The organism is Mesorhizobium sp. (genome assembly GCF_024509055.1).
Lineage (GTDB): Bacteria > Pseudomonadota > Alphaproteobacteria > Rhizobiales > Rhizobiaceae > Mesorhizobium.
The window spans coordinates 25518-39350 of the sequence record NZ_JANINM010000255.1 but is presented as its reverse complement, the minus strand read 5'-3'; the positions used below and the strand labels follow the sequence as shown (position 1 = coordinate 39350).

General features: G+C 61.5%; 13 protein-coding genes. 6 read left to right on the top strand and 7 right to left on the bottom strand.

All coding sequences use genetic code 11. The features are described 5' to 3' along the window. Positions 1 to 670: ABC transporter ATP-binding protein (locus Q0L57_RS12530; RefSeq protein ID WP_296743065.1), on the bottom strand; the 670-nt coding region annotated here is incomplete at its 3' end. A gap of 204 nt (positions 671 to 874) precedes the next feature. Between Q0L57_RS12530 and Q0L57_RS12525 the strand changes: the two genes are divergently transcribed. Together Q0L57_RS12525 and Q0L57_RS12520 are read left to right on the top strand one after the other, a co-directional pair. After that, a complete protein-coding gene (locus tag Q0L57_RS12525) occupies positions 875 to 2236 on the top strand; it encodes a cytochrome ubiquinol oxidase subunit I (protein WP_296743063.1) in 1362 nt (453 codons plus the stop codon). A gap of 10 nt (positions 2237 to 2246) precedes the next feature. Next, positions 2247 to 3251, top strand: coding sequence for a cytochrome d ubiquinol oxidase subunit II (locus Q0L57_RS12520; protein WP_296743061.1), 1005 nt, complete (start codon positions 2247 to 2249; stop codon positions 3249 to 3251). A gap of 48 nt (positions 3252 to 3299) precedes the next feature. Here the strand turns inward: Q0L57_RS12520 and msrA are convergent, their stop codons facing one another. From msrA to Q0L57_RS12500, 4 genes are all read right to left on the bottom strand, one after another. Continuing rightward, positions 3300 to 4040 carry a peptide-methionine (S)-S-oxide reductase MsrA gene (gene msrA / locus Q0L57_RS12515; protein ID WP_296743060.1) on the bottom strand — a complete coding sequence of 247 codons (741 nt, stop codon included), beginning with the start codon at positions 4038 to 4040 and terminating at the stop codon, positions 3300 to 3302. Positions 4041 to 4135: 95 nt separating this feature from the next. Further along, positions 4136 to 4423, bottom strand: coding sequence for a hypothetical protein (locus Q0L57_RS12510; protein ID WP_296743058.1), 288 nt, complete (start codon positions 4421 to 4423; stop codon positions 4136 to 4138). Positions 4424 to 4518: 95 nt separating this feature from the next. Further along, complete coding sequence (locus tag Q0L57_RS12505; RefSeq protein WP_296743056.1) at positions 4519 to 5226, bottom strand: DUF1223 domain-containing protein; 708 nt, start codon at positions 5224 to 5226, stop codon at positions 4519 to 4521. Positions 5227 to 5479: 253 nt separating this feature from the next. Beyond that, on the bottom strand, positions 5480 to 6574 hold the full coding sequence (locus Q0L57_RS12500) for a TadE/TadG family type IV pilus assembly protein (protein ID WP_296743055.1): 1095 nt from the start codon (positions 6572 to 6574) through the stop codon (positions 5480 to 5482). A 345-nt stretch (positions 6575 to 6919) separates the two neighbouring features. Between Q0L57_RS12500 and lepA the strand changes: the two genes are divergently transcribed. Then, positions 6920 to 8725: a translation elongation factor 4 gene (gene lepA / locus Q0L57_RS12495; RefSeq protein ID WP_296743053.1), complete on the top strand. Its 1806-nt coding sequence runs from the start codon at positions 6920 to 6922 to the stop codon at positions 8723 to 8725. Between the two features lie 7 nt (positions 8726 to 8732). Here the strand turns inward: lepA and Q0L57_RS12490 are convergent, their stop codons facing one another. Both Q0L57_RS12490 and Q0L57_RS12485 read right to left on the bottom strand, forming a co-directional pair. Beyond that, complete coding sequence (locus Q0L57_RS12490; protein ID WP_296743052.1) at positions 8733 to 10814, bottom strand: DEAD/DEAH box helicase; 2082 nt, start codon at positions 10812 to 10814, stop codon at positions 8733 to 8735. Further along, positions 10811 to 11665: a DUF1837 domain-containing protein gene (locus Q0L57_RS12485; RefSeq protein ID WP_296743050.1), complete on the bottom strand. Its 855-nt coding sequence runs from the start codon at positions 11663 to 11665 to the stop codon at positions 10811 to 10813. The genes Q0L57_RS12490 and Q0L57_RS12485 overlap by 4 nt, the downstream gene beginning before the upstream one ends. A 375-nt stretch (positions 11666 to 12040) precedes the next feature. On the opposite strand from Q0L57_RS12485, the gene Q0L57_RS12480 reads away from it, so the two are divergent. The 3 genes from Q0L57_RS12480 to Q0L57_RS12470 all read left to right on the top strand — a co-directional run bounded on the left by Q0L57_RS12480 (position 12041) and on the right by Q0L57_RS12470 (position 13756). Beyond that, the gene (locus tag Q0L57_RS12480) at positions 12041 to 12553 is read left to right on the top strand and encodes a hypothetical protein (protein ID WP_296743048.1); all 513 of its coding nucleotides are present in this window, start codon (positions 12041 to 12043) and stop codon (positions 12551 to 12553) included. A gap of 4 nt (positions 12554 to 12557) precedes the next feature. Then, entirely contained in the window at positions 12558 to 13067 is a 510-nt protein-coding gene (locus tag Q0L57_RS12475; protein WP_296743046.1) for a hypothetical protein, read from the top strand. 326 nt (positions 13068 to 13393) lie between these two features. Then, the gene (locus Q0L57_RS12470) at positions 13394 to 13756 is read left to right on the top strand and encodes a hypothetical protein (protein ID WP_296743044.1); all 363 of its coding nucleotides are present in this window, start codon (positions 13394 to 13396) and stop codon (positions 13754 to 13756) included. Positions 13757 to 13833: the final 77 nt, after the last annotated feature.

Below are 13833 nucleotides of genomic sequence, written 5' to 3'. Positions count from 1 at the left end.
TGCGCATCAGCTCGGCCTTGTCCTCGACCAGGATGATCTCGCCCTTGTTGATGACACCGACGCGGTCGGCCATCGCCTCCGCCTCTTCGATGTAGTGCGTGGTGAGGATGATGGTTACGCCGTCCTCGCGCAGGCGGCGCACCATCGCCCACATGTCCTGGCGCAGCTCGACATCGACGCCGGCCGTCGGCTCGTCGAGGAACAAAACGCGCGGCTCGTGCGACAGCGCCTTGGCGATCATCAAACGGCGCTTCATGCCGCCGGACAGCGTGATCGCCTTGGAATCCTTCTTCTCCCACAGCGAGAGATCCTTGAGCACCTTCTCGACGAAGGCCTTGTTGGGCGCCTTGCCGAACAGGCCGCGGCTGTAATTCACCGTCGCCCAGACCGTCTCGAAGGCGTCGATGGTCAGCTCCTGCGGCACCAGGCCGATCAGGCTGCGCGCGGCGCGGTAGTCCTTGCCGATGTCGTGGCCATCGACCGTGACGGTGCCGGAGGAGCGGTTGACGATGCCGCAGACGATGGAGATCAGCGTCGTCTTGCCGGCGCCGTTGGGGCCGAGCAGCGCGAAGATCTCGCCACGCTCGATGTCGAGATTGATTTCCTTCAGCGCCTTGAAGCCGGTGGCATAGGTTTTCGTGACACCGGAAATCGAGATGATGGATGACATGCTGAAAACGGCCGCTGGAAAAGGTGACCTGATATAGGTCGGATGTCGTCCCAAGCAAACCGGGAATCGACGCCGCTCCTGACAGTTCTGGACAGTCACCGCCGCCCGGCGCTGCGACAACGCGCCCCGCGTGACGCGGCGCCGCTTTGACCGACGCGAGTCCCGCGCCTATCCTTCAAGCATAAATTGCAGTCGGAGCCCTGCATGGACCCGCTCATCCTGTCGCGCATCCAGTTCGGTGCGAATATTTCGTTCCACATCCTGTTTCCGACGATCACCATTGCACTTGGCTGGGTGCTGCTGTTCTTCAAGCTCCGCTACAACAAGACAGGCGATTCCGCCTGGATGCGGGCTTACTTCACCTGGGTGAAGGTGTTCGCGCTTTCGTTCGCCATGGGCGTCGTCTCCGGCGTCACCATGAGCTTCCAGTTCGGCACCAACTGGCCGGGCTACATGGAGAAGGTCGGCAACATCGCCGGGCCGCTGCTCGCTTATGAGATCCTCACCGCTTTCTTCCTGGAGGCGGCCTTCCTCGGCATCATGCTGTTCGGCTTCCGCCGCGTCTCCAACCGCATCCACACGCTGGCCACGGTGCTGGTGGCGGGCGGCACGACGGTTTCGGCCTTCTGGATCATCGCGCTCAATTCCTGGATGCAGACGCCGGCCGGCTTCGAGATGCGCGACGGCGTGGCGCACGCGGTCGACTGGTGGGCGATCGTCTTCAACCCCTCGATGCCCTACCGGCTGGCGCACATGCTGCTCGCCTCCGGGCTCACCGTCTCGTTCCTGATCGCCGGCCTCTCGGCGCTGCGCTATCTCTGTGGCGACCGTTCGGAATCGATGTGGAAGGCGCTGCGCACCGGCGTCTTCACCGCCGCCATCCTGATCCCGATCCAGATCTTTGCCGGCGACCAGCATGGCCTGAACACGCTGGAGCACCAGCCGCAGAAGATCGCCGCCATGGAGGCGAACTGGAACACCGGACCGAACGTGCCGCTGGTGCTGTTCGCGCTGCCGGACGAGACGGCGAAGGAGAACAAATACGAGATCGCCGTCCCCGATGGCGCCAGCCTCATCCTGCGCCACAGCGCGAGCGGCGTCGTGCCCGGCCTCAACGACTATGCCGGCAACCATCCGCCGGTCTTCCCGATGTTCTGGAGCTTCCGCGTCATGGTCGGCACCGGCGTCCTGATGCTGGTCGTCTCCTGGTCGGCCGCCTTCTTCCTCAAGCGCCGCCACAGCCTGCCGCGGCCGCTGGCGCTGATCATGGTGCCGATGGCGCTTTCCGGCTGGTTGGCGACACTGGCCGGCTGGTACACCACCGAGATCGGACGCCAGCCCTGGCTGGTGACCGGTGTGCTTAAGACGGCGGACGCCGTCGGCCCCGTCGCCGGCAGCCATGTGGCGCTGACGCTCGCCGTCTATCTCATCCTCTATGTGCTGCTGTTGATCGCCTATCTCGGCGTGCTGGTTCACCTGGCGCTGAAAGCCGCCAAGGATGGCGACACCTCGCCGCTGCCGGGCGTCATGAACGCGGCCCTGTCGCAGCCCGCCGCCGGAGAGTGAGGAGAAGACCATGAGCTTCGACTGGCCAACCGCGCTGCCGCTGATCTTCGCCGGCCTGATGGGCCTCGCCATCCTGATCTACGTCATCCTCGACGGCTTCGACCTCGGCATCGGCATCCTGTTCGCCGCCGCCGAGGATGCCGAGCAGGACACGATGATCGCGGCGATCGGCCCGTTCTGGGACGCCAACGAGACCTGGCTGGTGCTGGCGGTCGGGCTTCTGCTCGTCGCTTTCCCGATGGCGCATGGCACCATCCTCACCGCGCTCTACCTGCCGGTCTTCGTGCTTCTGGTGGGACTGATCCTGCGTGGCGTCGCCTTCGATTTCCGCGCCAAGGTGCCGGCCGGCAAGAAACGGCGCTGGAACCGCATCTTCTTTCTCGGCTCCACGATCGCCTCGCTGGCGCAGGGCTATATGCTGGGCGTCTATGTGCTCGGCCTCGATGTCGGCTTCGGCGGCATGGCTTTCGGCGCATTGGTGGCGCTGTGCCTCTCCGCCGCCTATGCCGCGATGGGCTCGGCGTGGCTGATCTACAAGACCGAGGGGGACCTGCAGCGCAAGGCGGTGCGGTGGCTGCGCACCGCGCTGGTGCTGACCGCGCTCGGCATGGTCGCCGTATCGCTGGCGACGCCTTTCGCCAGTCCGCGCATCTTCGACCGATGGTTCCTCTGGCCGGAGATCCTTTATCTCTCGCCGCTGCCCATCCTGTCGGCGCTCCTGTTCTTCTGGCTGTGGCGGCAGACCTTCCATCTGCCGAAGCCGGACGACCGGCACGCGATCCGGCCCTTCCTGACCCTGGCGGCCATCTTCACGCTGGGCTTTGCCGGGCTCGCCTGGTCGTTCTACCCTTATGTCGTGCCCGACAAGCTGACGATCTGGCAGGCGGCATCGGCGCCGGAGAGCCTGGCCGTGATCCTGGTCGGCACGGCTGTCGTGCTGCCGATCATCATCTTCTATTCCTTCTTCGCCTATCGCGTGTTCAGCGGCAAGGCGACGGACCTGACCTACGACTGAGCGCTGCGAGCCTCCCCTCGAGGAACGCTCGAGGGGAAGATCACGCCGTCAGCTCTTGCTCGAGGCCAGCACCAGCACCGGCTTTTCGCTGTAGAGCCCTGGGAACAGCGCCTTGAGGTTCGCGATCTTGGGCAGGTCGTTGTACACGATGTAGGGATAGGTCGGGTTCAGCGTCAGGAAATCCTGATGGTAGTCCTCGGCCGGGTAGAAGGTCTTGCCTGTCTCCAGCGTCGTCACGATCGGCTTGCCGAACACCTTGGCCTTGCCGAGCTGGGCGATGTAGCTCTCGGCGATCTTCTTCTGCTCGCCGTTCTCGGCAAACACCGTCGAGCGGTACTGCGTGCCCTCGTCCGGCCCCTGATAGTTCAGCTGCGTCGGATTGTGCGCGACCGAGAAATAGACCTGCAGCAGCTGGCCGTAGGTGACCTTGGACGGGTCGTAGGTGATCTCGACGGATTCGGCGTGGCCGGTGCGGCCGGTGCCGACGACCTCGTAGACGGCGTTCTCCGCGCTGCCGCCGGTATAGCCGGAAACCGCCTTGCTGACGCCCTTGACGTGCTGGAACACGCCCTGCATGCCCCAGAAGCAGCCGCCGGCGAATACTGCCTTCTCCGTGCCGCTCGCCGCCTTCTCGTCCACCGCCGGCGGCGGGATCACCACCGCGTCCTCGGCCGAGCGCGCCGGCGTCTGCCAGAAGGCCGCGGCCGCCACGCTGAGCACCAGCGCGGCTAGCGCCCCCTTGGCGAAGACTGGCGACCGCCGCGCGGCTTTCCTGTCGATGCCGTTCATGTTCAGTCTCCTTCGTTGTGTTTCAGGACTATACGACGCAAGTCGCCGCGAGTTTCTCACTTTGCCGTGCGCCGCGTCCCTGTTCCTTGAGTTGCCTAGTTGGTGGTGGTGTCCGCCGGCTTCATCGCGTCGGTCGCCGGCTTCATGGCATTGGTCGCGGGCTTCATCGCATCCGTTGCAGGCTTCATGGCGTTGGTGGCCATGGCGTCAGGCTTCATGGCGCCGGCCGGCTTCATCGCATCGGTGGCCGGCTTCATGGCGTTTGTCGCCATGGCATTGGCGGGCTTCATGGCGTTTGTCGCGTCATCGGCGCGGGCGCCGGCGACGAACACGGCCGTCGAAAGCGCGAAAGCGAGCGCCGGCAGCGTCAGGAACTTGGTCATGGTGGTCTCCTCTTTGGGTTTGCGGCGCGTCGATGCGAGCCGGATGGTGCGATGCCGCCTCGCGGCATCGCGGGGAAAACTGCGAAGAATAACGATCAGTTGGCGGCGGCGGCCAGGATCGGTCCGCCACCCGGGCTCTGCACCAGCACGGCGGTGCTGAGGCCGCCGCTGGCGGCGGGCAGCGGCAGCGTTGCCGCCTCGCCGGTCCAGCTGCCGAGCCTTTGCAGCGAATGGACGACATTGGCGTGCGGCAGCGTGCGGCCGGTGTTCTCGCCGCGCGCCACCGGCACCTCGACGACGCCGCGGTTGTAGCGCACCAGCCAGATGTCGGCGTGGCCGCCCGGCGCCTGGCCGGCGCCGATGCTGATCTTGCCGCCGGCGAGCGACAGCTGCGGGCCATCGCCGCGATGGCTGGTCGTGATCAGCTTCTCGATCTCGCCGGGCCTGACGCCGACCGTGTCGGAAGCGCCGTTCACCACCACCTGCGGCGTGAACGGCCCGTCATGGCCGAGCGGCGGCTCGTAATTGACCTGGCGCTGGGTGAATTCCTGGCGGCCGAACGTGTCCTTCCAGCCGAGATAATCCCAGTAGGTGACGTTGAAGGACAGCGCCAGCACGCCCGGCTGGTCCTTGACCTTGATCAGGTTGGCGTTGGCCGGCGGACAGGACGAGCAGCCCTGGCTGGTGAACAGCTCGACCACGGTGAGCGGCTGGGCCGCCGCCGTGCCGGCGCTGGCGGCGAGCGCGATCAATGCGGCGCCGGCGAGCCATGCCTTGCCGGATCTTGCCTTGGATATCGTCATGGGGAAGAAGCCTCCGTTGCGGCGGGTCATGCACCCAATTCGCCGCCGCGGATGGCTTTGTTACAGCTTCACCGGTTCGTGATGAGGCTCTTTCCCTTCTCCCCATGTGGGAGAAGGTGGCTCGGCGCGCAGCGCCGAGACGGATGAGGGGTGCTCCAGCGAAGTGAGACGTCGGCTTTCCCTGGGTCACCCCTCACCCGGCCGCTTCGCGGCCACCTTCTCCCACAAGGGGAGAAGGCAAAGCGCTGCAGTTCTACTGCGTCAGCACCGTTTGCGAGGGGCGCTGGTTGAAGTTGCATTTGCCCTGCACGGTGTAGAAGAAGTCGGCGTCGGTGATGGGTTCCGGCACCGACGAGCCGCCGTCCTCCCAGGCCTGCGTGCTGGTCTGGCCGCACGGCACGGCGCTGAAGATGTCGATGGCCTGGCCAAGCGGCTGCTCGACGGCGGTCGTGTCCGACGCGCCGATGAACAGGTAGTTCGACGTGGTCGGATCGTTCGACTTCAGCACGGTCTTCGGGCCGGAGGGCACATCCATTTCCAGGTAGAGGCTGTTCATCTGGCTGACGTCGACCACCGCGCCGCTGCCGTTGGCGGGCGTGGTGGTGCAGGTGGTCAGCCAGTTCTTGCCGCTGCCGGTCTGCTCGATCGAACCGGCCGGCGCGTTGTTGAAGTTCTTCACGCTGCTGGTCGAGCACACCTGCTGCTGCACCTGGGTCACGTTGGTGCCGCTGATTGTGGAGACCGTGGTCGTGCCGTAGCCCTTGGGATCGCCGGCGCCATTATAGGTATAGGTGATCTGCATCAGCTTCTGCGCGTTGGTCGCGCCGAACTGAGTGCCCCAGAGATAGATGGTCTTGTTCCACCAGCCGGAGGCCTTGTCGATCTTGAACGTCGTCTGCACCAGCGAAGGCGTCTTGGTCACCGACGAGGTCACGCCGACCGCCACCGAGTTGATGCGGGCGATCGACATGAAATTGGTCGGCATCGGATAGTTTGCCGAGGCGGTGAAGGCTGCGGTGCCGTCGGCAGCCACCGAGACGCTGTTCAGCGTGGCGGTGCCCTGGCCGTTATTGGCGGCATAGGACTGCTGCAGCGCCGTCTGGCGGTCCGCCGTCGACGTCGTGGTCGGCAGCGTGGTGATCGACAGGATCGCCGCGTCGAGCGCGTCCTGCATGTCGGCCCTGGTCTGGACGGCCGAGGTGTAGTCGACGGAAAAGCCGATAGTGAGCAGGATCGGGATGATCGCCAGGACCAGGAACGGCACCAGCGAGCCATCCCTGGAATGGAGGAATTGCATCAACGATCTGGCCACAGCCACCTGGCTGAACTTTCGGACAGGTCTGAACATATCTAGGACTTTCGTGTGTGCAGCACTGGGACCATCTACCATCCGGAGAACGAACTATGCCCTAAAGGGATGGATGAAAGTTTAAGCAGTTTTGATTGTTTGGCGGGGGTGCTTTGTCCTTCTCCCCTTGTGGGAAAAGGTGGATCGGCGCGCGGCCCTGAGAGGGATGACGGGTGGGTGAAGGAATGAGACGCCAGCACTCCTGCCGCCCTATTTCCATGAATGTCCTTGCCAGTCGGGAGCACCCCTCATCCGTCGCCTTCGGCGGCAGCTTCTCGCACAAGGGGAGAAGGGAAGCGGGCGCGGCGCTTGCCCCTGAAACCCGCCCCTGCTAAAGCGCGCCGCATGACGACCCCGCTCGACCACATTCGCAATTTCTCCATCGTCGCCCATATCGACCATGGCAAATCCACGCTTGCCGACCGGCTGATCCAGCTCACCGGCGCGCTGGAGGAGCGCGACATGAAGGAGCAGGTGCTGGACTCGATGGACATCGAGCGCGAGCGCGGCATCACCATCAAGGCCCAGACCGTTCGGCTGAACTACCGCGCCAGGAACGGCGAGGACTATGTTCTCAACCTCATCGACACACCCGGACATGTCGACTTCGCCTATGAGGTGTCGCGTTCGCTGGCCGCCTGCGAGGGCTCGCTGCTGGTGGTCGACGCTTCGCAAGGCGTCGAGGCGCAGACGCTGGCCAATGTCTACCAGGCCATCGACAACAACCACGAGATCGTCGTGGTGCTGAACAAGGTGGACCTGCCGGCGGCCGAGCCCGAGCGCATCCGCGAGCAGGTGGAGGAGGTGATCGGCATCGACGCCTCCAATGCCGTGCAGATCTCGGCCAAGACCGGCCTTGGCGTGCCGGAGGTGCTGGAGGCGATCGTCCACCAGTTGCCGCCGCCGCGCGAGGGCGACATCAACGCGCCGTTGAAGGCGATGCTGGTCGACAGCTGGTACGACGCCTATCTCGGCGTCATCGTGCTGGTGCGCATCATCGACGGCGTGCTGAAGAAGGGCCAGACCATCCGCATGATGGGCACGGGCGCGAAGTATCTCGTCGAGCGCACCGGCGTGTTCAAGCCGGCCCGCGTCAATGTCGACGAGCTTGGCCCCGGCGAGTTCGGCTTCTTCACCGGCTCGATCAAGGAAGTGGCCGACACCCGCGTCGGCGACACCATCACCGAGGACCGCCGCCCGACGCAGAAGGCGCTGCCGGGCTTCAAGCCGGCGCAGCCGGTGGTGTTCTGCGGCCTGTTCCCGGTCGACGCCGCCGATTTCGAGGATTTGCGCGCCGCCGTCGGCAAGCTGCGCCTCAACGACGCCAGCTTCTCCTATGAAATGGAGACCTCCGCCGCGCTCGGCTTCGGCTTCCGCTGCGGCTTCCTGGGACTGCTGCATCTGGAGATCATCCAGGAGCGGCTGGAGCGCGAGTTCAACCTCGACCTCATCGCCACGGCGCCGTCGGTCGTCTACCGCATGAACCTCATCGACGGCACGGTGAAGGAGCTGCACAACCCGGCCGACATGCCGGACGTGATGAAGATCGCCTCGATCGAGGAACCGTGGATCCGCGCCACGATTCTCACGCCCGACGACTATCTCGGCGGCATCCTGAAGCTCTGCCAGGATCGGCGTGGCATCCAGGCCGACCTCTCCTATGTCGGCAAGCGCGCCATGCTGACCTACGATTTGCCGCTCAACGAAGTGGTGTTCGATTTCTACGACCGGCTGAAGTCGATCTCGAAAGGCTATGCCTCCTTCGACTACCACCTGACTGACTACCGTGAAGGCGACCTGGTGAAGATGTCGATCCTGGTCAATGACGAGCCGGTCGACGCGCTATCGATGCTGGTGCACCGCTCGGCCGCCGAAAAGCGCGGCCGCCAGATGTGCGAGAAGCTGAAGGAGCTGATCCCGCAGCATCTCTTCAAGATCCCGATCCAGGCCGCCATCGGCGGCCGCATCATTGCCCGCGAGACCGTGTCGGCGCTGCGCAAGGACGTCACCGCCAAGTGCTATGGCGGCGACGTGACCCGCAAGCGCAAGCTGCTCGACAAGCAGAAAGAGGGCAAGAAGCGGATGAGGCAGTTCGGCAAGGTGGATATCCCGCAGGAAGCGTTCATCCAGGCGCTGAAGATGGGGGACTAGCCAAGCGTTAAACGGGGATGGCAGCCAACATCCACCCAGCTTCAAATCTGTTTAGACGCCTATCTCCAGTTTGCGCCGCACTTCGTATGCGTTTTGACAGCAAAGCTAACGTGTCGCCAGTCAGATAGAACCGCTCAGAAATTTGAACGGGCACGCCTTGCTCATCTAGGTTCTTAAGAATCTCCGGGCGAAACCATCTGGGCATCTCCGCAGTGAATAGCCCATAACTTGTGCTAGCTTCTTTTCGCTTCGCAAACATCTCCACCACTGCGAATAGTTGCGGCAGCCCATATTCGCACGAACGAAGAAATTTAAAAATATTGTCCTGGTTACTGTCTTGACCCTTGTAAGTTCTCGTATACCAGAAAAAGAAGTTTTTAATTGGCCTGCTCTTCCGGAGCTCGTTAAGATAAAAAGTCAGTTGCTTATGGCTGAACACGCCAAAGCTAGAGGATTGTCTGACTCTGCATATGATTTCACAGACCGCTCCAATTTGATTGTAGTCCGGATAACCGTGCCAGAAGATATCTGCGCCATTTCGGGCTGCGGCCTCGACTTGCTGTCGTAGGGCGATAGCTTGGTCCAGCCCGACTACTGAGGCAATTCGCAGTTCCTCAGGTGAAAGGTTCAAACGTTCGGCGATGTCATCTCGTCGATCGGTTAGTCGAGGGGACAGATCTTCGTCCGAAATGTGCACAACGAGCTCATCCGGCGCTTCGTCTAGGTCTCCGAAGAGGGGGGGTTCAACCTCCACGTCACTGCGAGGAGGCGGAGCGTTGAACAAAAATACAGAGCCAACATGGTGCTGCCCTAAGCGCCCAGCGCGACCACGAATGTTGGAGAAAGTAAAGAAGTCATAATCTTCCTTGTTTATCGTCTTGTCATATATAAGAACTGACTTTGCTGCAGTGTTAACTCCTTCGATAAGCGTTGACGTGCAAATCAGAATTGGTAGGTTTCCAGAATTGAACATTCGCACAAACTGCGAAGCTAGCGCCCGTGGTATGCGGCCATGGTGGATGCCAATACCTGCCGCAAGCACACGGCTTAGCGTCCAGCCCGCGCCAAAGTTCTCATCGAACCAAATAGAAATCTCGCGGCTATCACCGATGCTCTGATCGCGTTCTGACAACTGCTCAGCCAAAGAGTTTGCTCGATCCGGGGCTGAAACAAAAATTAGTGCCGGCCAATTCTGTTCTTCGAAAGCCTCCGCCGCGAGGCGTTCCTCCTTGTTTTCAACACCGGCTAGGTCGAACGTATCCACCGCCACCGTGGAAAAACGCGTTCTAAGAAATTCAAATCTCCAGCGGCTGTCCGTAGAGAACCGAACGCCCTCGATGTTTGGACCGAGGAAGAAGAACTGATTTGCACGACGCAGAAGCTGGTAAACTGCGGCATTTAGCGTCATGCTGCGATCGTCTTGGCGGTTCGGATCGAGCTTGTAAAATTCATCGACTATCGCGATGTCCAAGCGACCCAAATCCGTCCTGTTTATTAGCCTCTCCTGCGTCCCTAAGAAAATCACGTTACCAGCCGGAGCGACTTCGGAATGGTACATGATAATGGGGTACTGCTCAGAGAATCTGGTGATAAGCCGGCGTCTGAACTCATCCAGTAGGGCAATTGTCGGAAGGACGATTGCAAGCCGCTCGTATCTACCAGAAGCGATAAGCGCGTCTATAAGCAAGCTTTTCCCGAAGCTCGTAGGCGCGCTCAGGATGAGGTTTTTTCCGGACAGCAACGTGTTTAATGCTGCGACCTGCTCTCGATGGAGGGTAACCCCGCCGAGCGCGGGAACAGTTACGGACTCGGCTATAATTTCGTCTCGGACATCGGCGGTATCGGTATCAATGTAGTTCCATAACCCGGTTGACCGAGCAAGAGTGCCGAAAATCTCACGATATGAAGATAATTCCTTTCGCTCCGAAATCAGCTTAGCTAGTCGTGGGACCGAACCTGTGACATCAGGGTCGTCAACTTCACGCTCCTGTATCGCCCCGGCCAAATCTCTGATTAAGGAGAAAACGCGACTCTTTAGGTCGTCGCCCGCCAAGAACTGTAAATCGTCCCATCCTTGTTGCGTCATCATGGCTGTAGGCCTTTGAGCTTCTTGTCGAATTCTTCGACAAAGGCGTCCTTATTAAGTAATGGAATATAGATTAGTACAATCTTTATGGTACTAAGGAGGCCCGACTTATCGATCTTGCTCGCCAGCTTGTCGATTTCGAGGGCGATAGATGTTCGATAAGCGTCAGTTAGCGCAGTGGCACTCGATAGCGCGTTGCTGTTAGAAGCTATGCCGATGGCAAATACTGAAGAACTTAAGAAATGATCGAGACTAGTCTGGGATTTGAAAATATGGATTATCTCATCGTAGTGCGGCGTTGTTTTAGATATCTGAGGTCCTAATAGTAGTTTTTCATTTGTCAGAAAGCCCTGCTGTATATGAGATTTCACTGATGATATAGCATCCGAGATTGCGTCGGCAGAATCTGCATAGAGCTTTGATTCTCCCAACCATAGCTCAAGGCTTCCACCAACCGGAAATCTAGCATGAACCATGTCAAAAGATTTTACTACGTCATTTGACGCATTTTTGTAGAAGACCCGTGGCGCGATCGGTATTGTATCGAAATAATCGCGGCAGATGGCGTGAAGCGTGATCTCTCCGGCTTCGCCTCGGTTTTTGTATTTTTCGCTGGTATATACGCGCACTGCCGCTTGCTGCAGCTTCACGTATATGTTGCCGTGGCTCACGTTCAATTCGCTCTCGGCTAACGCGTAGTCCGGAAGCCATTCAACTAAGTGATTTACAAACGGCTTACACCTCCAAACTTGCAGCTCGAAACCTGCACAACAGGCACTTCGAGCAGGGTTCTGGATGTCGTCAAAAACAATCCGCTCCAAGAAGCGTTCAGGCTTAGTATTGTAGATATTCACGCAACACATCCCCCCAGATGGCCAGCGAATCGGCGTTCCAGGGTATAGCGTGTTGGGCAGAATGTTTAGCACGAAAAGGCGGTCTACTGCGATGTTCGACTCAATCTGACGGACCGAACAATAGACCCTATGTCCTGACAGCCTTGTGTCAGGAGCTATCGGCCTGTCTCCCAGAGTAGACCGTTGTCCGCCAGAGATCGCGGATCTTCAGCCATCAATATTGTCCTTCCACAATGTGCCGGCCGCCTCCCCTCAGAGGTTTGTTGTGAGCACTGTTCGACGAGATAGAGCGTTCATTGGTCTTGGTGAAGAAGTCTCACCCTTCACCATCCTTCCAGCTCGTTGTATCCTCTCCCCGGCTTGGGGAGACACCACATGCGCTCTACCTCTGACACCGTCGCCTCTCTCGGCCTCGCAATCGGCGGCGCGTTGGGCATGGCGGGGACTTTCGTTGCCAGCGATGCGTTGCGCGAGACGCTGTGGGCGATCGATGGCGTTGGGATCGTCGTGGCGGTGGCACTGCTCACCATGAAGTACCAGCGGCTCGGCAATGATTGCGTCGCGGCTGGCTTCCTTGTCTTCCTCGCCGGCGAAAGCCTGCTTCTGGCCGGCAATGCGGCGGGGTTGCAGGCGAGCGTGCCTTCCTATCTCGGTGGCATCTCGCTGTGGGCGGCGGCGCTGGTGCTGATCAGCGTGCCGAACACCTTCGCGCTGTGGATGCGCATCACCGGCTTCATCGCCGCCGCGCTCTTCACCGTCTCGGTGTTTGCCGCACTTTGGGGCGCGCCGCTCCTGCCCACCACCGCGCCGCTGCCGGCGCTGGGCTATCCGTTCCTGGTCCTCACCTTCGCCGGCTGGATCTGGACGCTGATGAGGCCGCAGCGGTGAGCCGATGCCCGCCCCGCTCGAAATCCGCAACAGCGTCCTGGGGAAGATCTTCCCGGCCATCGGCCCGCTGCTGATCGGCGCAATCTTCGGCTTCGGCGCGCTGCAGGGCTTGGCGTCGGGAGCGGGCGGTGGGGCCGTGCTGTGGATCGCGCTGCTGGCGATCGGTTGCCTGGCGCTCGGCTTCTATATCGCGCGCGGCGCCTTCGACACTTCGGTCAAGGTCGTCTTGAACAGCCAGGGCTTCCGCGATGCGCGCGCCGGCGACGTGCTGGTGCCGTGGAGCAAGGTGCTGAGCGTGCGCCTCGCCTCCGGCGGCAAGGGCGCGGCGATGCTGAATTTCGAACTCACCGAGGAGCCGCCCGACGCAATCCGCTATTCGGCCGCCAACGCCTTCGGGATCATGCCCTTCGGCAGGAACACCGTGCATATGGAGATCTCCTCGCTCGACGTGCGCGGCGAGGACATGGTGGACGCGGTGAAGGCATTCGCGCCGTATGTGGAGGTGAGGCGCTAGCGCGGCCTCCCCCTTCTCCCCTTGTGGGAGAAGGTGTCGCCGAAGGCGACGGATGAGGGGTGCGCGACGGAGTGAGGGGTTGGCGATTAGGCACAATGCGACGCTGGCGGCGAACGCCTTGGCCAAGCTGGAACACCCCTCATCCGTCTCGGCGCTGCGCGCCGAGCCACCACCCGGCCCTTCGCAGGCTCAGGGCGTTCGAAGCTCGAAAAGCCAAGCAATTGGCTTTTCGCCCGCTAAAGCGGACCGCTTCTCACCCCACAAGGGGAGAAGGGGAGGTCGCGCCTTTTCGCCACCCGTGCTCTACTCTGCCAGGGGACCTCGCCATGATTCGCGTCTTGCTCGCCGCTTTATTGCTCGCCTCTGTTTTCCTCACCTCTCCGGCCTTCGCCGCCGACATGTCGGTGTTCGTACGCAACCATCGCTCGGACGGCGTGGCGGTGGAACTGTTCAGCCGCGACAACAACAAGGTGTGGCCGGGCGACGACAAGGTGTTCTTTATCCGTCCGAAGGCGCGCAAATCGGTGCCGATCTCCTGCGAACCCGGCGAGCATATCTGCTGGGGCGCCTGGGTGAACGGCAACGACCAGGTCTCCGCCGGCGTCGGCCCCGACAACGACCAGCCCTGCGACACCTGCTGCTTCATCTGCACCGAGCACTCGACCGAGACTGTCGACCTGGCGGAGTAGTGGCGCGACCTCCCCTTCTCCCCTTGTGGGAGAAGGTGGCTCGGTGCGCAGCGCCGAGACGGATGAGGGGTGCGCGC